Raw genomic sequence first — 17,747 nt, 5'->3', positions numbered from 1 at the left:
GGTCACCGGTGATGACCGTGCGTGAGGGAAGTGCCCGTTCGGCCACGCCGACGGTGACCTCGGACACTTCTTGATCACCCTGGCGTGTGAAAGTTTTTCGGATCGCTGGGCGTTGAACTGACTATGGGTTATCCCTGGAAGCAGCCGAAGTTAACCGACGAGTAGCAAAGGGGCCGAAATGGCCGACCCGCACACCGTGACCAACGCCCGCATCGACTTCGCCCTCCGCACCTTCGGGGCCGGACCGCGACCGGTGCCGGCCGAGCTGGAGTACGACACCCGCGACCCGTACGCGGTCGCCGTGGTACTGCACGCCGGCCCGAGCGCGGTCCGGTGGCTCTTCGGCCGCGACCTGCTCGCCGACGGCCTGCTCGCCCGCTGCGGCGACGGCGACGTGCGCATCGGCCCGGCCGGCGACCCCGCGCTGGTCGTCGTCGAGCTGAGCTCCCCGGACGGCGCCGCGGTGCTCGAGGCGCCCGCGAAGGAGATCGCGGCCTTCCTCGACCGCACCTACGACGTCATCCCGGCCGGCAGCGAGAGCGACTGGTTCGACTTCGACGAGGAAATGTCGAAGCTCTCGTATCAGGACTGAGTACCGTCCCCGGGCGTGAGCTTCTTCCTGACGAAGGTCCTGGCCGCGCTCGAGGACGGCGGTGACCGCGTCCTGTTCCACGCGAACGACGGCGTCACCACCTACCACCAGGCCCGCGACCGGCTGCGCCGCCTCCACGGCGGCCTCGGCGAAACCAAGCCCACCGTCGCCCTCGACCTGCGCAACCGGCCCGAGACGGTCCTCGTCCAGCTGGCGGCCCTCCTGCGCGGCGCGACCGTGCTCCTGGTCCCGGCGTCGGCTCCGGCAGCGAGCCGGCTCGCCGCGGCGCGCGGTGCCACCGTCGTCACCGACCGGCCCCGTGACTGGCCCGGCGCCGACACGAGAACCCTCGACGACCTCGACGGCGAACCCGAGCCGCTCGACCCGCCGGAAACGGTCCGCCTGCTCTTCCCCACCGGCGGCACCACCGGCACCCCCAAGCTCATCCGCCACAGCGGCATTTACGACGGCATGGCGTACCTCTTCACGCCGTCGCCGGACGGCCCGGGCCGCACGCTGCTGGTCGCCCCGATGACGCACATGACCGGCAACGCGACCGTGCTCGGCACGCTGCTGCGGCAGGACACCCTCGTCGTCCACGACGGTTTCGACGCAGGTGCCGTCCTCGACGCGATCCAAGAGCACCGCATCGACACGCTCTCGCTCACGCCGCCGCGGCTGGCCGCGCTCCTCGACCACCCGAAGCGGCCGGAAACCGACCTCACCAGCGTTCGCTCGCTCTCCCTCGGCGCCGCACCGCTGCCGCCGCACCGGCTCGCGCAGGCCCTCGCCGTCTTCGGCCCGGTCGTCGGCCAGGGCTACGGCCTCACCGAGGCGCCGATGATCGCGAGCATCTCCGCCGCCGAGCTGATCGGCCACCCGGAGCGGCTCGGCTCGGTCGGCCGGATCGTGCCGGGCATGGAGGCGCGGATCACCGAAGACGGCGAGGTCGAGGTGCGCGGACTGTCCATGATGGACGGTTACCTCGGCGGCCCGGAGATCGGCGCGGGCTGGCTGCGCACCGGCGACCTCGGGCGCTTCGACGACGAGGGCTACCTCTACCTGCTCGACCGCGCGGACGACGTCGCCGTGGTCGGCGAGCACGGCACGAAGGTCCCCACGACCGTCGTCGAACACGCCCTGGAGACGCACCCGGCGGTGCGCAGCGCGGCGGTCTTCGGCCACGGCGACCGGCTGCACGCCGTCGTGGTCGTGACGAGCGAGGTCACGGCCGGCGACCTGCAGGCCCACGCCCGGGACACCTTCGGCCAGGAGCACTACGTCCCGGCGCGGGTGGACTTCGCCGACGCGCTGCCGCTCACCGACGTCGGCAAGGTCGACAAGCGCGCCCTCGCTCAGCTCGTGACGGCCCCGTAGGACGACGACCGCACCAGCTTCACGTACTTGCCGAGCACGCCCTCCGGGAACTTGTTCGGCAACGGCTCCCAGCCTTCGCGGCGCCGGGCCAGCTCGGCGGCGTCGACCAGCAGGTCGATGCTGCGCGCCTTGATGTCGACGGCGATCCGGTCGCCGGTGCGGACGAACGCGATCGGGCCGCCGTCGACCGCCTCGGGCGCGACGTGGCCGATGCACAGGCCGGTGGTGCCGCCGGAGAACCGGCCGTCGGTCAGCAGCAGGACGTCCTTGCCGAGCCCGGCACCCTTGATCGCCGCGGTGATCGCCAGCATCTCCCGCATGCCCGGCCCGCCCTTGGGGCCTTCGTAGCGGATGACGACGACGTCACCGGCCTCGATCCGGCCTTCGTTCAGCGCCGCCATCGCCTCCTGCTCGCGCTCGAACACGCGCGCCGGGCCCTCGAAGTTGGCCGTGTCGAAGCCCGCGGACTTCACGACCGCGCCTTCCGGGGCGAGCGAGCCGCGCAAGATGGTGATGCCACCGGTCGGGTGCAGCGGGTTGTCCAGGCCGCGCAGCACTTCACCGTCGATCGGGTCGGGGTCGAGCTCGGCGAGGTTCTCGGCCACCGTGCGGCCGGTGACGGTGAGCGCGTCGCCGTGGATCAGGCCCTCGTCCAGCAGCGCCTTCATCAGCACCGGGATGCCGCCGTGGCGGTCGATGTCGTTCATGACGTACTTGCCGAACGGCTTCAGGTCGCCCAGGTGCGGGACGCGGTCGCCGACGCGGTTGAAGTCGTCGAGGGTCAGCTCGACCTTGGCCTCGTGCGCGATGGCCAGCAGGTGCAGCACGGCGTTGGTCGAGCCACCGAGGGCCATCACGACGGTGATGGCGTTCTCGAACGCCTCCCGGGTGAGGATGTCCCGCGCGGTGATGCCCTTTTCGAGCAGGCCGACGACGGCTTCCCCGGACAGGTGGGCGTAGTGGTCGCGGCGGCGGTCCGCGGACGGCGGCGCGGCCGACCCCGGCATGCTCATCCCCATGGCTTCGGCCGCCGACGCCATCGTGTTCGCGGTGTACATCCCGCCGCACGCACCCTCACCGGGGCAGATGGCGCGTTCGATCCGGTCGAGGTCGCCGGTCCCGAGACGCCCGGCCCGGCACGCGCCGACCGCCTCGAAGGCGTCGATCAGCGTGACGTCCTTCTCGGTGCCGTCGGTGAGCTTCACCCAGCCGGGGGCGATCGTGCCCGCGTAGAGGAACACCGAGGCCAGGTCGAGGCGCGCGGCGGCCATCAGCATGCCCGGCAGGGACTTGTCGCAGCCTGCCAGCAGGATCGAGCCGTCGAGCCGCTCGGCCTGCATGACCGTCTCGACCGAGTCGGCGATGACCTCGCGGGAGACCAGCGAGAAGTGCATGCCGTCGTGGCCCATGGAGATGCCGTCGGACACCGAGATGGTGCCGAACTGCAGCGGGTAGCCGCCGGCCGCGTGCACGCCCTCCTTCGACGCCTGGGCCAGCCGGTCCAGCGACAGGTTGCACGGCGTGATCTCGTTCCACGAGCTGGCGACGCCGATGATCGGTTTCGTCCAGTCGCCGTCGCCCATCCCGACCGCGCGCAGCATGCCTCTGGCGGGCGCGGCCTCGATCCCGTCGGTCACCGTGCGGCTGCGGGGCTTGGGGTCGATCGTCATCGCGGGCCTCCGATACGACGTTCGGGCGCTGGCCATGTTACCAACGGACGCGCGGTCCGCTGGCCGGAACGATTTGCTTCCCGGAGCTGCGTAAAAAAGCGAAACTCGGCGGAATGATCGCCACAGTGGTGTGGGGCACGGGCAACGTCGGCCGTGCGGCAATCCGGGCCGTCGACGCCCACCCGGCGCTGAAACTGACCGCGGTGCTCGTCCACGACCCGGCGAAGGTCGGCAAGGACGCCGGCGAGCTCGCCGGCGTCGGCGAGCTGGGCGTCGCCGCGACGGACGACATCGAGGGCGTCCTGGCGGCGAGTCCGCGCGCGATCGTGTACGCCGCTTCGGGGGACGTCCGGTTCGACGACGCGCTCGCCGACATCGTGCGCGCGGTCCGGGCGGGCGCGGTCGTCGTGACCCCCGCCCTGTATCCCCTTTACGACCAGCGAAACGCGCCGAAAGAGCTGCGCGACCCGGTGCTCGCGGCGATCGAGGACGGCGGCGGCTCGCTGTTCGTCTCCGGCGTCGACCCCGGCTGGGGCAACGACGTGCTGCCGCTCCTGATCAGCGGGCTCGGCACCGACGTCGACGTCGTCCGCTGCCAGGAGATCTTCGACTACTCGACGTACGAGCAGCCCGACTCCGTCCGGTACCTGGTCGGGATGGGCCAGCCGATGGACTACGACCCGCCGATGCTGATGACCGGCGTGCCGTCGATGGTGTGGGGCGGGCAGGTCCGGCTGATCGCGCGCGGCCTCGGCGTCGAGGTGACCGAGCTGCGCGAGACGCTCGACCGGCGTCCCCTCGAGGAAACCGTCTCCACCCGGACCATGGGCGAGTTCGAGAAGGGCACCCAAGGCGCGGTGCGGTTCGAGGTCCAGGGCATCGTCGACGGCGAGCCGCGGATCGTCATCGAGCACGTCACCCGCATCCACGCCTCGTGCGCGCCGGACTGGCCCACGCCGCCCAGCGGCGACGGCGCCCACCGCGTGATCATCGAAGGCCGGCCGCGCATCGAGGTCACCGTCGAGGCGACCGACGAAGGCGAGAACCGGTCGGCGGGCGGCAACGCCACCGCCGTCGGCCGCCTGGTCGGCGCGATCGACTGGCTGGCCGCGGCCGAACCCGGCCTCTACGACGCACTCGACGTCCCGCTGCGCCCGGCAGCCGGCAAGCTCGGAAGGAGCCGCTCGTGAACATCGACCTCCCCGCCGGCAAGGACCCGATCGGGTACGTCTGGGGCGAGATGGTGCCCGGCATCGGGATCGCCGCGTCCCAGTTCTCGCTGGCGGTGTACGAGCACACGACGCTGGGGCTGCGGGAGTTCGAGGCCGCGCGGCTGCGGATCGCGCAGATCAACGGCTGCGTCTTCTGCCTCGACTGGCGCACCGAGCGCGACGGCGTCAAGGTCGAGCCGGAGTTCGCGGACGCGGTGGCGGAGTGGCGCACGACGGACCGCTTCGACGAGCGGACGCGGCTGGCGGCGGAGTACGCCGAGCGGTACGCGACCGACCACCACAACCTGGACGACGAGTTCTGGAAGCGGATGTCCGCTTCGTACAGTCAGCGGGAAATCGTCGAGCTGTCGATGAGTCTCGGCGCCTGGCTCGCCTTCGGACGGCTCAATCACGTCCTCGGCCTCGACACGATCTGCGTCCTGCCGTCCCACCGGTCGTGAGGGGCGGGGGCGGCGCCCCTCACGAGTCGTGGGTCAGAAGTCCTGCGCGATGATCTTTTCGATGTTGCGTTCCGCCAGCGCGGTGATCGTGACGAACGGGTTGACGCTCGTGTTGCCGGGGATCAGCGAGCCGTCGATCGCGTACAGGCCCTGGTAGCCGGCGAGCCTGCCGTAGTTGTCGGTCGCCTTGCCGAGCACCGCGCCGCCGAGCGGGTGGTAGGTGAGATGGTCGCCCCAGATCTTGTACGTGCCGAAGAGGTCGGTCCGGTAGATCGTGCCCTCGGTCGAGTTGATCTTGTCGAAGATGGTCTTCGCCATGTCGATCGACGGCTGCTTCCACGCCGTCTGCCAGTTGAGGTCCACCGCGCGCGTCGCCGGGTTCCAGGTGAACTGCGCCCGGTTCGGGTTCTTGGTGATCGAGAGGTAGAACGACGCCCACGTCTCGATCCCGGTCGGCAGCGGCGCGACCTCCGCGAAGGCACCGCCCGCGTTCCAGTTGTCGATGCCGCCGCACGGGATGGTCGACTGGGAGGCCCCGGTCGGGTCCCAGATGTGGTTGGCCCGCCCCACCATGACGTTCCCGTTGTCGCCCCAGTTCTTGCCGATCTCGCCGTTCAGGTTCGGCAGCGCGCCGGTCGCCTTCAGCTTGACCAGCAGCTTGCTCGTGCCGACGCTGCCCGCGGCGAAGAACACCGTGTCCGCCGTGACCGTCTTGATCGTGGACACCGCTCCCGCGGTGGTGAGCTGCTCGATAGTCACCGTGTACCCACCGCCGGCGGCCGGCACCACCTGCGTCACGCGGTGCAGCGGCGAGATGGTGACCCGGCCGGTCGCGGTGATCTTCGGCAGGTAGGTCTTCTGCAGCGACTTCTTGCCGTAGTTGTTGCCGAACAGGATTTCCCCGGCCAGCGCCGACTTCGGGACGGTGCCCGCCGCCTCCTGCTCCATGTAGGCCCAGTCGTACACGTCCGGCACGAACACGAACGGGAACCCGGACCGCTGGGCGTGTTTCCGGCCGACGCGCGCGAACTGGTACCAGTCGGTGGAGTCGAACCAGGCCGGGCGGACGGTGGCGACCCCGAGGCCGGCGTTGGCGCGGGGGTAGTAGACGTCGTACATCTCGTTCGCATCGACCGTGGGCAGGATGGCGCCGAAGTTCTCCCGCTTCGGCGTGACGGCCATGCCGCCGTTGACGAGCGAGCCGCCGCCGACGCCGCGGCCCTGGTACACGGTGATCCCGCTGAACTCCTCGGCGTCGAGGATGCCCGTGTAGCGCGGGATGTCCTTGTCGATCGGGAACCCGAGGAAGTTGGAAAACGGCTGCTTCGTCCTGGTGCGCAACCAGAACGAGCGCTGGTCCGGATTGGGCGTGGCGCAGAAGATCTTGCCGTCGGCGCCCGGGGTGTCCCAGGCCATGCCCATTTCCACCAGCTGCACGTCGATGCCGGCCTGGGCGAGCCGGAGAGCGGCGACCGAGCCGCCGTAGCCCGACCCGATCACCAGCGCGGACACGCGGGAGCCGTCGCTGATGGCGGCCGGTGCGGCGGACTGCGCCGAGGCTCTACCGGCCAGTGCGGCGCTCGCTAAGATAGAACCAGTTCCAGCAAGAAAGAGGCGACGGGATACAGAGCCAGAGTTTTTTCTCCACACGGGTTCGACACTCATGTGTTGTTCCTCACCGTTGAGGTATTTAGAACAAGTTATAGCTCGATGGTGCAGACAAGTCGACATATACCGGTGAGTAACCTGGCGGGGTGGCGAGCGCGTGCCGCTGAATGGGCCATGATGGACGACTGTGGAGTCCACCCGAGTGGACCGCTGGCTCTGGGCGGTCCGGCTGACGAAGACGCGCCCGGACGCGGCGGCGGCCTGCCGAGGCGGCCACGTCCGCGTCAACGACAAACCGGCCAAGCCGGCGACCACGGTCGTCCCGGGCGACGAAGTCCGCCTGCGCGTCGGCGGGACGACGAAGGTGCTGGACGTGGTGAGGGTGATCCAGAAGCGCGTGGGAGCCCTGGACGCGGCGACGTGCTACGTGGACCGCACGCCGAAGCCGCCCCCTGAGACGGCGATCCCGGTCGCCCGCCGCGACCGCGGCGCGGGGCGGCCGACCAAACGGGAGCGCCGGGTGCTGGACGCGTTCCGGTCTCGGCAGGACCCTTAGGCGGCAGGCTGCTCGGCCGCCGCGGAAGTCCGAACGGCAGGCCACCGGCGAACCGCCGCGCCGCCACGGACACGCCCGCCTCGGCAGGAGCCTTCGGCGGCAGGCTGCTCGGCCGCCACTGAAGTCCGTCCGTGCAGGCCTAGGTCATCTCCCCCGTCAATCAAAGGATCGTCGCCTCGTTCGCGGCCTTCCCGGAAATAGCCGGGAATCCGCGCGCGCCGGGTCCATCTCCGTGGCGTGGGGGTAGTTCCCCGCACGGAGGGAAGCCATGACCACCAGCCCGGACCACCCGCTGGCCGAAGCCCGGCCGCTCGTGGTGCGCTACTGCCGCGCGCGCCTGGACCCCGACTCGGCCGACGATGTCGCCCAGGACGTCTGCGTGGCCCTGCTGACGGCCCTGCCGCGACGGCCGCCGGAACGTCCGCTGCCCGGCTTCGTCTGCGACATCGCGCGCACCAAGGTCACCGCCGCGCGGAAGGCCGCCGCGCGGCAGGACGAGCCGGTCGCCGAACTGCCCGATGCGGCCGACTCGTCGCTCGATCCCGCGCACCACGCGCTCCGGCGCGAACTGCGCGAGCGGATGGCGAAGCTCCTGGACGTGTTGCCCCGGAAGCAACGCGAGATCGTCGTCCTGCGCGTGGTCGTCGGCCTGTCCGCGGAGGAGACCGCCGCCGCGGTGGGCTCGACGCCGGGTGCGGTCCGCGTCGCGCAGCACCGGGCGCTCGGGCAGCTTCGCCGGGTCGTCGCGACGGCTACCCTGGCCAGGTGAGCGACAGCGAGAATTTCGAAGGACGCGACGTCGGGTCCGGAGTCTCGGTCATCCGCGAAAGCACGGACGTCGTCGGCTCCGGGCCGCGGCTGCACCGGCACCCCTACATCGAGACGTTCGTGATCATCCGCGGGCGGGCGCGGTTCACCGTCGGCGACGAGCAGCGCGACGGCGGCGCCGGGGACGTGCTGGTCGTCCCGGCGGGCACGCCGCACAAGTTCGCCGTGCTCGGCCCCGGCGTCTACGAGGCCGTGCACATCCACGAAAGCGACCACTTCATCACCGAATGGCTCGAGTGACGCCTACAGGTCGCCGATCATGCCGCGCAGCTTCGTCAGGGCGCGGAACTGCGTGATGCGGACGTTGCCGGCGGAGATGCCCAGCGCCTCCGCCGTCTCGTTCGCCGACAGGCCGGCGACGATCCGCAGCGACAGGATGTCCTGGTGCAGCGGCGGGAGCAACGCCAGCAGCCGGCCCAGCCGGGCCCCCAGGTCGAGCTCGAGGACGTGGTTCTCCGGCTCGTTGCCGCCCAGCGGCCGGTCCGGCAGCTCCGGCACCGGCTTCGACCGGTCCCGGGCCACCGAGCGGAACGCGTCGGCGACCTTGTTCGCCGCGATCGCGCGCACGAGGTACAGGAACGAGCCCCCGCGGTCCTGGTACCCCGGCAGCACCTTCAGCACCGCCAGGCACACCTCCTGGGCGACGTCGTCGGCCGACAGGTAGGACAGGTCCCGGCCGCCGATCCGCGCCCGGCAGTACCGCACCACCGTCGGCTTGATCAGCCGCAGCAGCGCCTGGACCGCCTCCGGGTCGCCGTCGCGCGCCGCCGCCACCACCGGGTCGAGCTGCTCCTTGGCCAGGCCACCCTCCGGCCTCGGCGAATCCGCCAGCACCGTGTAGCCGTCGACGGCCTCCGCCGCCTCCGCGATCATGGTTTCCACGCGCCCTCCTCGTGCCCGCCACCGGGAGCGTCCGTCCACAACGGACAGTGTGGTGCCTGGACGTCCCCGATCCGTCATATGGCGTAATCGAGGCGCTGACCTGCAACGTTGCACGGTGCTGGTGGTTGTCCAGGTATTGTCCGTTAATCGTTCACGACCCCGTCGAAACGGCCGCCGGGCACCTTCGGGGGACGGGACAAAATGTGGGCGGAAACCGGGCGATCAGGCCCAGCGGATTCCGTAGGCGAAGCCCGGCTCGAGGTCCCGGAACCGGACGTGCACCTCGCCGGCGTCGTCGGCCGGCAGCGCCGCACCGGCGTGCGACCGGTCGTCGGCCGGGGAAACCTTTTCCTGCCGCACGATCCGCTTCGGCACGCGTTCACCGAACCGGACGTGCAGATCGAAGAGATCGCACGGGTGGCGCGGCACGCAGAGGTACCGCGGTTCTCGCAGGTTCGCCCGGAATCGCAGCCCGACCTCGTGGCGCGCGCCGCGGCGCAACGGCTCCGGCAGCCGCAGAACGAGCCCGATCCGGTCACTCGATTCCATCACCCGGTGCGTTAGCACCCCACCGTGGAACACGTCGACTCCGAGATCCGACTCGTGCACCGAAACGCCCGATTCGCCGGTGACCGGCAACGTCAGCGCCAGGTCGAGCACGGCGATTTCGTCGGCGTCGGCGACCACCCGCCGGAATTCGAACGCCTCCGGCACCGGTTGATCGAGAGCCAGCGTGACGCGCAGTTCTTCGGTGTGCCAGCCGCGGCCCGGATAGTGCCGGGGCGCCGGCCCGGCCGCCGCGACGGCCAGCGCGGCGATCTGCTCGATCCCCTCGTCGATCCGCCGCCGGACCGTCCGGTCGTCGCGGTCGAGCGTGATCGCGGCCCAGTGCACCCGTTCCTGGTAGAACGGTTTCCGCGCCCGCTCCTCGAGCGCGAATGCGGCGAGCAAAGCGATCTTCAGATCGTCCGGCAGCGACTCGACCAGCGGGCGCAATCGATCGGACAGCTTACGCCGCATCTCCACGGTTCCGTCATCTTCGACAATGCCGCAAGTGGTGCGCAATGCGGGGCCGATCCGGTCCGCGAGCGGTGTCGTGAAAATTGCCCTCCCTTTGCGCAGGGCCTTGAGTTCACCGACCACGTCCGCCGCACTGAGGCTCACCGTTCCCCTCCCCTTCCACGCACGGAGGTCAATGGTCGCCAGCGCCACCGCCGATGTCCAGTCGATCACGCTCCGGCAAACGGATCGTTATCCCGCGGTTTCCTTTTCCGCCATCCGGGTAATGGCGAAACTTGTTGGCGTTCTGTTCACAGCGACCACATTGCGGCGCAACGATTCCGGGCGGAAACTCACCCGACCACCACTGTCGAACGTGTCGAAATGACCGGAGCGCCTTCGCTGCCGCGGCAGGCTTTCCGGCCCGGGGACGGTCACCCGGGCGACGCACCACCCCCGCGGGTGAACGTGACCGGGCCGTTGCCCCGGCGCCGGTTGACGGCGTCCCGCCGCGGGTACTTGTTGATCATGAGCCCGAGGATGTGGCGCCTGCTGATTTCGGGGTCGCTGCGGCTGTTCCTGATCAGCGCCGTACCGGCCGCCGCGCACCTGTCCGTGCTCGTCGGACTGGCGGCGGCGGTGATCGCGTTCGTCGTGCCGGCCCCGCGCGCCCGGCACGACGACCGGGGTGCGGGCTAGCCCGCCGGCCAATAGCGGAGCTTCTCCGGGTTCCGGACCGCCCAGATCCGCCGGACCGCCTCCCCGGCGACCTCGAACGCCAGCACCGCCACCAGAGCGCCGTCCCGCCGGGCGACCAGCCCCGGCCGCCCGTTGACGGTGGCCTCCCCCAGCGACAACGGCGCGATCCGGCGCGTGAGGTCCACGGCGTACCGCGCAACCCGGTCGCCGCCCACGATCGGGCGACGCACGGCGCTGACCAGGCCACCGCCGTCCGCGACGACCGTGGCCTCCGGGTCGAGCAGGCCCACCAGTCCCTCGATGTCCCCCGCTTCCCAGGCCGTCTTGAAGGCGCGGACCACCTCGGCGCTCTCCCGGGCCGGCTCCGGGGCCCGGGCGGCCCGGACGCGGCGGCGGGCGGAGGAGGCCAGCTGGCGCGCCGCCGACGGCGAGCGGCCCAGGACGGCCGCCACCTCGGCGAACGGGTAGCCGAAGACGTCGTGCAGGACGAAGGCCACCCGCTCGGCCGGCGTCATGGCCTCCAGCACGACGAGGAACGCCATGGTGACCGACTCGTCCAGGGTGACGCGGTCGGCCGGATCGGTGCCCGCGCCGGTCTCGCCGGGCAGCGGCTCCGGGAGCCACTCGCCGACGTACCGCTCCCGGCGTACACGGGCCGACCGCAGCTGGTCGAGGCAGAGCCGGCTGGCCACCGTCGTCAGCCACGCCCCGGGCGACGCGATGGCCTCCCGCTGCGGCCCGGACAGGGCGTACCACCGGCCGTACGCCTCCTGGACGACGTCCTCGGCGTCGCTCAGCGAGCCGAGGAGCCGGTAGGCGAGGCCGGTCAGCTGCCGCCGCTCCTGCAAGAGATCAGTCACGCCACTCCGACGATCCGGGGCGGCGGTTTGTGACGTCGCCTCACAACCGGGCGGGCCGTTTCGTCAGGACACGAAACGACGAAAGGAAAACAGATGTCCCGTCTTCCCGACCCGGCGCAGTTCTTCCCCGAGATGGGCGATCTCGCCGGCGCGCTGACCAGGATCACCATGAACGGCTCGATCCCGCGGAGCACGATCCACCTGGTGCAGCTGCGCATCGGCCAGCTGGTCGGCAGCACGTACCACACGATCAGGCAGGCCGAGCTGCTCCGGAAGACAGGGGCGAGCGAGGAGCAGGTCACGTCCGTGGCGTCCTGGCCGACCTCGCCGTACTTCAGCGAGGAAGAGCGCGTGGCGCTGGAGCTCGCCGACGCGGTGTTCACGGCGAGCTCGGTGACCGAGCGGGTGCCGGACGAGCTGTTCGCCCGGGCGTCCGCGTGCTACGACGACAAGGCGTTGTGGACGCTCACGCTCGTGCTGAGCCAGATGAGTTACTTCGTCCCGGTGGCGCTGATCGCGAAGCCGATCCCGGGCCTGCCGCTGGGGAAGAACTACCGCTGACCGGCCGCGGCGCCGCGTTCACCCGCGGCGCCGCACGCACCGGCCGCGCAGCACCACCGCCGCCGGGTCCGCCAGCTGATCCGGTTCGACACGCGGATCCCGGTCGTATACCACCGCGTCCGCCGGTGCGCCCGGCTCCAGCCCGCCGAGCCCCAGGTACTCCCGCGCGCTCCACGACGCCGCCGCCAGTGCGTCGTGCTGTGGGACTCCCGCGGCCAGCAACGCCCGGATCTCCGCGACGATCCCGCCGTGCGGGAGGGAATCCGTGCCCGCCAGCACGCGCACGCCCGCTTCCGCCGCGGCCGCGGTCAGTGCTCCGTGCACCCGCGCGCCGCTCAAGTACCACGTCCGGGCCGGACTGTCCGGCTGCTGTTCCCGGCGCCCGAGACTCTCGGTGATCGTCGACAGCGTCGGCGTCAACGCCGTTCCCTGGGCGGCCATCCGCGCCAGGAGACCCGGGTCCAGGCACATGCCGTGTTCGAGGGAGTCGACGCCTGCCGCCACCGCCGCCGCGCCGCCCTCGGGGTGCTGGCTGTGCACCGCGACCCGCCCGCCGACCGCGTGCACCTCGCGCACCACCGCCCGCAGCACGTCCACCGGGACCGCGGAATCGCCGACGCGCCAGTCCGCGATGATCTTCGCCCAGCCCGTGCGCGCGGCCTGCGCCGCCGCCAGCGCCGGAAGCTCGTCATGGGCCGCGCGGCGGCCCCAGCCGTCGAAGAACTGGCCTTCCTGCGCCAGCCACGGTCCCGCGTGCCGGGCCCGCGGCACGTCGGGGTCCTCGCCGAACCACGGCGGCGGCTCGCCCGGCAGACCCGGCGAGCGGATCAGCGTGACCCCGGCGTCGACGTGCTGGTGCAGCTGCTCGCGGAGCAGCTCGTCGTCCATCGGCTGCCCAGGCGCCTCCGCGCCGGGGTGGGTGTGCGCGTCGACCAGGCCGGGCAGCAGCCAGCCTTCGGCGACCAGGGTCGCGCCGGGCACCGGGTCGGTCGTCCAGCGGTCGCCGTCGGCGTAGAGGTCGGCGTACTCGCCGCTCGGCAGCGCGTACCCCCGGATGCGCGTGATCACCACCTCGACCGTACCCGCGTACGCAGCCCGGCGTAGGCGCAAGTGCCGTCCGGCGGCGGACGCCTGCGGGCGCCGCGATCCCGACCATGGGAGACGCCAGAAGGAGGCCACCGTGACCCTGCCCGTGGAGACCACCGCGCTGACCAAGCGCTACGGCGAGATCGCCGCCGTCGAAGACCTCAACCTGTCCGTGCCCGCCGGCGAGGTCTACGGCTTCCTCGGCCCGAACGGCGCCGGCAAGACGACGACGCTGCGGATGCTGCTCGGCCTGATCCGGCCGACCGCCGGCCGCGTCCGGCTGCTCGGTGCCGAACCGGGCCCCGCCAGCCTCGCCCGCGTCGGCGCCCTGATCGAAGGCCCCGCCTTCTACCCGTACCTGTCGGGCCGGGCCAACCTGCGGGTGCTCGCCGACCACGCCGGAGTGCGCCGGACGCGCGTGGACGCCGTGCTCGACGTCGTCAGCCTCACCGACCGGGCCAAGGACCGGTACGCGACCTACTCGCTCGGGATGAAGCAGCGGCTCGGCCTGGCCGCGGCCCTGCTGAAGGACCCCGAGCTGGTGGTGCTCGACGAGCCGACCAACGGCCTCGACCCGGCGGGCATGGCCGACATGCGGGTCACCCTCCGCAAGCTGGCCGCGAGCGGCTGCACCGTGCTGCTGTCCAGCCACCTGCTGGCCGAGGTCGAGCAGATCTGCGACCGCGTCGGCGTCCTCGACCACGGCCGGCTCGTCACCGAGACCACGGTCGAGGACCTGCGCGCGGGCGGCGCGCTGCGCGTCGTCGCCGATCCGCTCCCGAACGCCCGCGAGCACCTCGGCCGCCTCTTCGGCCCGTCCCGCATCCGTCTCGACGGGACCGCGCTCGAACTCGACGTCGCCCCGGAGCAGGCCGGGCGGGTCAACGCCGAGCTGGTCGGCGCCGGGTTCGTCGTCACCGAGCTGCGCTGGCACGAACCCGACCTGGAACAGACCTTCTTCGCCCTGACCGGAGGCAACCCCGATGCTGCGTGACATCCGCGCCGAGCTGACCAAGCACTCCCGCCGTCCCGCGACCTGGCTGCTGCTGGCCGTCGCCGTCGTCCTGACGCTGACGTTCGGATACGCCGTCCCGTACGCGGGCCTGAGCGGGGCGACGTCCGGGCCACCGGGCAGCGGCCGCGGGCTGGCCGCGATGCTGCCGGACGCCTTCGTCGGCAGCGCACTGGGCGGGCTGCCGATCTTCGTCGGCGCGTTGGCGCTGATCTTCGGCGTGCTGGTCGCCGGGAGCGAATACGGTTACGGCACCTGGAAAACCGTGCTCGTGCAGCACCCGTCACGGGTGGCGGTGTACGGCGCGAAGCTGGTCACGGTCGCGCTGGCCGCCCTCGCTGCCGTGCTGACGTTGTTCGCGACGACGGCGGGGGCGAGCGCACTGGTGGCGTCGCTCGAGGGGCAGGCGATCAGCTGGCCGGCGGCGTCCGACGTCTTGACCGGCCTCGGCGCGGGCTGGCTGGTGGCGACCATGTGGGGCGCGCTCGGGGTGCTGCTGGCGATCGGCCTGCGCTCGGTGGCGCTCCCGATCGGGCTGGGGCTGGTGTGGCTGCTCGCGGTGCAGAACCTGCTGGCGTCGATCGCCGCGCCGCTGCTGGACTGGGTCGCGCAACTGCAGAAGGCGCTGCCGGGCCCGAACGCGGGCGCGCTGGCCGCCGCGTTCGGGGCGAGCGCACCGGGGGTCGAGCAGGTGGTCGGGGCCGGACAGGCGACGGCGGTGCTGGCGGCGTACGTGCTCGCGTTCGGCGCCCTCGGGGGTTGGCTGCTGCAGCGCCGCGACATCACTTGACCCACGCAGGTCGGCGGCGATCCCCGCCGGGACGGCGCCCGATCCAGCGCCGGCAGCCGCGGAGAGCGAGCGGAAGCCGACGACCGGCACCGGCCCGCGCCACCGCCTGACCGGCGCCTGTGCCGGTGCGTTTGTGGTTGATCACGCCCGGTGTAGTGTTTGCCGGTCCGACCGGCGTGCGTGACCGCGTGAGGTGCCATGACAGTGCGGCGGTACCCAGTGGCCATCCTGCTCGTCCTCGTCACGGCGGCCGTGGTCGTGGTCAACGGCTTCGCCTTCTGGGGCGACACCTTCGCCCTGTGGGTCGACGACGCCCTGCAGCTCGGCGCCGGGGTCACCGGGATCGTCTGCGGCGTCGTCGTCGCCCGGCGGGTGCGGGGGCACCAGCGGTGGTGGCGGGTGCTGGTCGCGATCGGGATGACCGGCTGGTCGCTCGGCCAGTGCGTCTGGTCCTACTACCAGCTGGTCGACGGCCGCGGGCTGCCGTCGCCGTCGCTGGCCGACGTCGGGTACCTGAGCTTCCCGCTCTTCGCGCTGCCGGCGCTGTTCGTGCTCGCCCGGGCCCGCGCGCGGCCGGACCGCGAACGCTGGCAGCCCGCGCAGTGGACCGCCCACTTCGGCGTCGCCGTGGTGCTCGACGGCCTGGTCGTCACCGGCTCGCTGTTCATCCTCACCTGGACCGCCGCACTCGGGCAGGTGGTCCAGGCCACCGGGCCGGACGCGCTGACCTGGGCCGTCGCCATCGCCTACCCGCTGACCGACCTGGTGGTCGTGGTCGTCGCCGTGCTGCTGGTCGTGTTCGACCGGGTGGACCGCCCCTACCGCGCGAACCTGCTGCTCGCCGCCCTCGGGATCGTCGCGCTGGCCTGCTCCGACAGCGTGTTCGCCTACCTGGTCAGCATCGGCGCGGAGAGCATGAAGCCGTGGTCGGACGCCGGGTTCGTGCTCGGCCCGCTGTTCATCGCCTTCGCCCTGCTGGTCACGCCCAGCACGCGACGGCGGGACGACGCCGGTCAGGCGGTCGGCGTCGACTGGTGGCAGGTGGCGCTGCCGTACCTGCCGGTCACCGCGGTCGCGCTGCTGATCACCGTGCAGATCGTGGCCGGGGCCGGCCCGGACGGCGTCGAGGTGTTCGTGGGCGCGCTGGTGGTGTTCCTGGTGCTGGCCCGGCAGCTGCTTTCCTTGCTGGACAACCGGTTGCTGCTGCGCCGGGTGTACGAGGGCCAGCAGCAGCTGACCCACCAGGCCTACCACGACCCGCTGACCGGGCTGGCCAACCGCGCGCTCTTCGCCGACCGGCTGGACCGCGCCATCGAACAGGGCGCCGAAGGGCCACTCGTGCTGATCTTCGTCGACCTCGACGACTTCAAGGAGGTCAACGACCGGTTCGGGCACGCCGGCGGCGACGTCCTGCTGCACGCGGTCGCCCAGCGGCTGCTGAGCTGCGTCCGCGCGGGCGACACGGTCGCGCGCCTGGGCGGCGACGAGTTCGCGATCCTGCTGGAGGGCGAGGTCGACGCCCCGCAGGCGGTCGCCGACCGGATCCAGAGCGCGCTGCGGCGGCCGTTCGCGGTGCACGGCACGCTGGTCCCGGTCCGCGCGAGCATGGGCCTGGTCGTGCCGGACCCGGCCGAACCGGCGGTGACGTCGGACGTGCTGCTGGGCCGCGCGGACACGTCGATGTACGCGGGCAAGCGGCTCGGCAAGGACACGACGGTCGTCTACCACCCGTCGCCGGACGGGCCACCCGACTTCCCGTCGGCGCTGCGCCGCGGCGGTCTCCCGGAGGGGTTCGCGCTGGTGTTCCAGCCGATCGTCCGGCTGGCCGACGAGCAGCCGGTGGCGGTGGAGGCGCTGGCCCGCTGGACCACCCGGGACGGCACCTCGGTGTCGCCCGAGACGTTCGTCCGCGCGGCGGAAGGCGCTGGTCTCGGCGCGGAACTGGACGCGCTGGTGCTGGACCTCGCCTGCCGCGAGATCACCGCGGCCGGGATCGACCTGACGGTGCACGTGAACGTGTGCGCGAGCCGGCTCGGCGCTGCCACGCTGGAGGAGAGCGTCGGGGCCGCGCTGGACCGGTACGGCCTGCCGGCGGACCGCCTGATCGTCGAGATCACCGAGACGGTGCCGGTCCCGGACCTGGCGGCGGGTGCGGCCGCGATCCGGCGCCTGCAGGACCTGGGCGTCCGGGTGGCCCTCGACGACTTCGGCGCTGGGTACAGCTCCCTGACGGTGCTGCACGCGCTGCCGGTCGACCTGATCAAGCTGGACCGCGCGCTGACCACCGGCGTCCGCCCGGACCGCGACGCGGCCCTGTGCCGATCGCTGGTCGGCCTGTGCGCCGACCTCGACGTGGCCGTGGTCGCCGAGGGCATCGAGACGGCCGAGCAGGCCGAACTGGTCACCCGGGCGGGCTGCACGACCGCCCAGGGCTACCGCTTCGGCCGCCCGGCCCCGCTGTCTTCGCTGCGGCTGTCGACGCTCTCGGCCGGCTGACCGCTGCCGCGAATGACTCATTCGGGACGTCCGAGGTCCCGAATGAGTCATTCGCGACG

Annotated in this window: 19 protein-coding genes; 13 read left to right on the top strand and 6 right to left on the bottom strand. The window is 72.0% G+C overall.

What is annotated here, in order from left to right; genetic code table 11:
• Nucleotides 1-178: 178 nt before the first annotated feature.
• Together ACWDN5_RS31370 and ACWDN5_RS31365 are read left to right on the top strand one after the other, a co-directional pair.
• Entirely contained in the window at nucleotides 179-592 is a 414-nt protein-coding gene (locus ACWDN5_RS31370) for an SsgA family sporulation/cell division regulator (protein ID WP_449678815.1), read from the top strand.
• A 15-nt stretch (nucleotides 593-607) separates the two neighbouring features.
• Entirely contained in the window at nucleotides 608-1,969 is a 1,362-nt protein-coding gene (locus ACWDN5_RS31365; protein WP_449678814.1) for a class I adenylate-forming enzyme family protein, read from the top strand.
• On the opposite strand, the gene ilvD is transcribed toward ACWDN5_RS31365, so the two are convergent.
• On the bottom strand, nucleotides 1,948-3,639 hold the full coding sequence (ilvD, locus tag ACWDN5_RS31360; protein WP_310967377.1) for a dihydroxy-acid dehydratase: 1,692 nt from the start codon (nucleotides 3,637-3,639) through the stop codon (nucleotides 1,948-1,950). The two genes, ACWDN5_RS31365 and ilvD, sit on opposite strands and share 22 nt — an antisense overlap.
• Before the next feature lie 113 nt (nucleotides 3,640-3,752).
• Here ilvD and ACWDN5_RS31355 point away from each other — a divergent pair, with 113 nt between their 5' ends.
• Nucleotides 3,753-4,829 carry an NAD(P)H-dependent amine dehydrogenase family protein gene (locus tag ACWDN5_RS31355; protein ID WP_449678813.1) on the top strand — a complete coding sequence of 359 codons (1,077 nt, stop codon included), beginning with the start codon at nucleotides 3,753-3,755 and terminating at the stop codon, nucleotides 4,827-4,829.
• Nucleotides 4,826-5,311: a carboxymuconolactone decarboxylase family protein gene (locus ACWDN5_RS31350; protein WP_310967375.1), complete on the top strand. Its 486-nt coding sequence runs from the start codon at nucleotides 4,826-4,828 to the stop codon at nucleotides 5,309-5,311. The genes ACWDN5_RS31355 and ACWDN5_RS31350 overlap by 4 nt, the downstream gene beginning before the upstream one ends.
• Before the next feature lie 33 nt (nucleotides 5,312-5,344).
• On the opposite strand, the gene ACWDN5_RS31345 is transcribed toward ACWDN5_RS31350, so the two are convergent.
• The gene (locus tag ACWDN5_RS31345; RefSeq protein ID WP_310967374.1) at nucleotides 5,345-6,823 is read right to left on the bottom strand and encodes a GMC oxidoreductase; all 1,479 of its coding nucleotides are present in this window, start codon (nucleotides 6,821-6,823) and stop codon (nucleotides 5,345-5,347) included.
• Nucleotides 6,824-7,106: 283 nt separating this feature from the next.
• Here ACWDN5_RS31345 and ACWDN5_RS31340 point away from each other — a divergent pair, with 283 nt between their 5' ends.
• The 3 genes from ACWDN5_RS31340 to ACWDN5_RS31330 all read left to right on the top strand — a co-directional run bounded on the left by ACWDN5_RS31340 (nucleotide 7,107) and on the right by ACWDN5_RS31330 (nucleotide 8,543).
• Nucleotides 7,107-7,475 (top strand): RNA-binding S4 domain-containing protein, encoded by a 369-nt coding sequence (locus ACWDN5_RS31340; RefSeq protein WP_449678812.1) that lies wholly within the window; start codon nucleotides 7,107-7,109, stop codon nucleotides 7,473-7,475.
• Between the two features lie 268 nt (nucleotides 7,476-7,743).
• Nucleotides 7,744-8,244 carry a sigma-70 family RNA polymerase sigma factor gene (locus ACWDN5_RS31335; RefSeq protein WP_310967372.1) on the top strand — a complete coding sequence of 167 codons (501 nt, stop codon included), beginning with the start codon at nucleotides 7,744-7,746 and terminating at the stop codon, nucleotides 8,242-8,244.
• Nucleotides 8,241-8,543, top strand: a complete 303-nt coding sequence (locus tag ACWDN5_RS31330) for a cupin domain-containing protein (protein WP_449678811.1) — start codon at nucleotides 8,241-8,243, stop codon at nucleotides 8,541-8,543. The genes ACWDN5_RS31335 and ACWDN5_RS31330 overlap by 4 nt, the downstream gene beginning before the upstream one ends.
• A 3-nt stretch (nucleotides 8,544-8,546) precedes the next feature.
• Here the strand turns inward: ACWDN5_RS31330 and shbA are convergent, their stop codons facing one another.
• Both shbA and ACWDN5_RS31320 read right to left on the bottom strand, forming a co-directional pair.
• The gene (gene shbA, locus ACWDN5_RS31325) at nucleotides 8,547-9,176 is read right to left on the bottom strand and encodes an RNA polymerase sigma factor ShbA (protein ID WP_310968467.1); all 630 of its coding nucleotides are present in this window, start codon (nucleotides 9,174-9,176) and stop codon (nucleotides 8,547-8,549) included.
• A 231-nt stretch (nucleotides 9,177-9,407) separates the two neighbouring features.
• The gene (locus ACWDN5_RS31320) at nucleotides 9,408-10,205 is read right to left on the bottom strand and encodes a hypothetical protein (RefSeq protein ID WP_449678826.1); all 798 of its coding nucleotides are present in this window, start codon (nucleotides 10,203-10,205) and stop codon (nucleotides 9,408-9,410) included.
• Nucleotides 10,206-10,239: 34 nt separating this feature from the next.
• On the opposite strand from ACWDN5_RS31320, the gene ACWDN5_RS31315 reads away from it, so the two are divergent.
• Complete coding sequence (locus tag ACWDN5_RS31315; RefSeq protein WP_449678810.1) at nucleotides 10,240-10,572, top strand: hypothetical protein; 333 nt, start codon at nucleotides 10,240-10,242, stop codon at nucleotides 10,570-10,572.
• Nucleotides 10,573-10,712: 140 nt separating this feature from the next.
• Nucleotides 10,713-10,883 carry a hypothetical protein gene (locus tag ACWDN5_RS31310; protein ID WP_310967369.1) on the top strand — a complete coding sequence of 57 codons (171 nt, stop codon included), beginning with the start codon at nucleotides 10,713-10,715 and terminating at the stop codon, nucleotides 10,881-10,883.
• On the opposite strand, the gene sigJ is transcribed toward ACWDN5_RS31310, so the two are convergent.
• Entirely contained in the window at nucleotides 10,880-11,743 is an 864-nt protein-coding gene (gene sigJ / locus ACWDN5_RS31305; protein ID WP_449678809.1) for an RNA polymerase sigma factor SigJ, read from the bottom strand. The two genes, ACWDN5_RS31310 and sigJ, sit on opposite strands and share 4 nt — an antisense overlap.
• Before the next feature lie 93 nt (nucleotides 11,744-11,836).
• Here sigJ and ACWDN5_RS31300 point away from each other — a divergent pair, with 93 nt between their 5' ends.
• Nucleotides 11,837-12,304 carry a carboxymuconolactone decarboxylase family protein gene (locus tag ACWDN5_RS31300; protein WP_449678808.1) on the top strand — a complete coding sequence of 156 codons (468 nt, stop codon included), beginning with the start codon at nucleotides 11,837-11,839 and terminating at the stop codon, nucleotides 12,302-12,304.
• An 18-nt stretch (nucleotides 12,305-12,322) separates the two neighbouring features.
• Here ACWDN5_RS31300 and ACWDN5_RS31295 read toward each other — a convergent pair whose 3' ends face one another.
• A complete protein-coding gene (locus tag ACWDN5_RS31295; protein WP_449678807.1) occupies nucleotides 12,323-13,372 on the bottom strand; it encodes an amidohydrolase family protein in 1,050 nt (349 codons plus the stop codon).
• Nucleotides 13,373-13,484: 112 nt separating this feature from the next.
• On the opposite strand from ACWDN5_RS31295, the gene ACWDN5_RS31290 reads away from it, so the two are divergent.
• The 3 genes from ACWDN5_RS31290 to ACWDN5_RS31280 all read left to right on the top strand — a co-directional run bounded on the left by ACWDN5_RS31290 (nucleotide 13,485) and on the right by ACWDN5_RS31280 (nucleotide 17,688).
• Nucleotides 13,485-14,384, top strand: a complete 900-nt coding sequence (locus ACWDN5_RS31290; RefSeq protein WP_449678806.1) for an ABC transporter ATP-binding protein — start codon at nucleotides 13,485-13,487, stop codon at nucleotides 14,382-14,384.
• Nucleotides 14,374-15,192: an ABC transporter permease gene (locus ACWDN5_RS31285; RefSeq protein WP_449678805.1), complete on the top strand. Its 819-nt coding sequence runs from the start codon at nucleotides 14,374-14,376 to the stop codon at nucleotides 15,190-15,192. The genes ACWDN5_RS31290 and ACWDN5_RS31285 overlap by 11 nt, the downstream gene beginning before the upstream one ends.
• A 198-nt stretch (nucleotides 15,193-15,390) precedes the next feature.
• Complete coding sequence (locus ACWDN5_RS31280) at nucleotides 15,391-17,688, top strand: putative bifunctional diguanylate cyclase/phosphodiesterase (protein WP_449678804.1); 2,298 nt, start codon at nucleotides 15,391-15,393, stop codon at nucleotides 17,686-17,688.
• Nucleotides 17,689-17,747: the final 59 nt, after the last annotated feature.

The organism is Amycolatopsis sp. NPDC003731 (assembly GCF_053586895.1).
The sequence above is the reverse complement of the archived record's forward strand: the minus strand, read 5'-3'. Positions and strand labels throughout refer to the sequence as shown.

Bases quoted from the DNA above. Each gene is read 5' to 3' on its own strand.
- ilvD (WP_310967377.1), bottom strand. From the start codon at position 3,639: ATGACGATCGACCCCAAGCCCCGCAGCCGCACGGTGACCGACGGGATC.
- ACWDN5_RS31335 (WP_310967372.1), top strand. From the start codon at position 7,744: ATGACCACCAGCCCGGACCACCCGCTGGCCGAAGCCCGGCCGCTCGTG.
- ACWDN5_RS31285 (WP_449678805.1), top strand. From the start codon at position 14,374: ATGCTGCGTGACATCCGCGCCGAGCTGACCAAGCACTCCCGCCGTCCC.
- ACWDN5_RS31370 (WP_449678815.1), top strand. From the start codon at position 179: ATGGCCGACCCGCACACCGTGACCAACGCCCGCATCGACTTCGCCCTC.
- ACWDN5_RS31280 (WP_449678804.1), top strand. From the start codon at position 15,391: ATGACAGTGCGGCGGTACCCAGTGGCCATCCTGCTCGTCCTCGTCACG.
- ACWDN5_RS31320 (WP_449678826.1), bottom strand. From the start codon at position 10,205: ATGCGGCGTAAGCTGTCCGATCGATTGCGCCCGCTGGTCGAGTCGCTG.
- ACWDN5_RS31310 (WP_310967369.1), top strand. From the start codon at position 10,713: ATGAGCCCGAGGATGTGGCGCCTGCTGATTTCGGGGTCGCTGCGGCTG.
- ACWDN5_RS31300 (WP_449678808.1), top strand. From the start codon at position 11,837: ATGTCCCGTCTTCCCGACCCGGCGCAGTTCTTCCCCGAGATGGGCGAT.
- shbA (WP_310968467.1), bottom strand. From the start codon at position 9,176: ATGATCGCGGAGGCGGCGGAGGCCGTCGACGGCTACACGGTGCTGGCG.
- ACWDN5_RS31355 (WP_449678813.1), top strand. From the start codon at position 3,753: ATGATCGCCACAGTGGTGTGGGGCACGGGCAACGTCGGCCGTGCGGCA.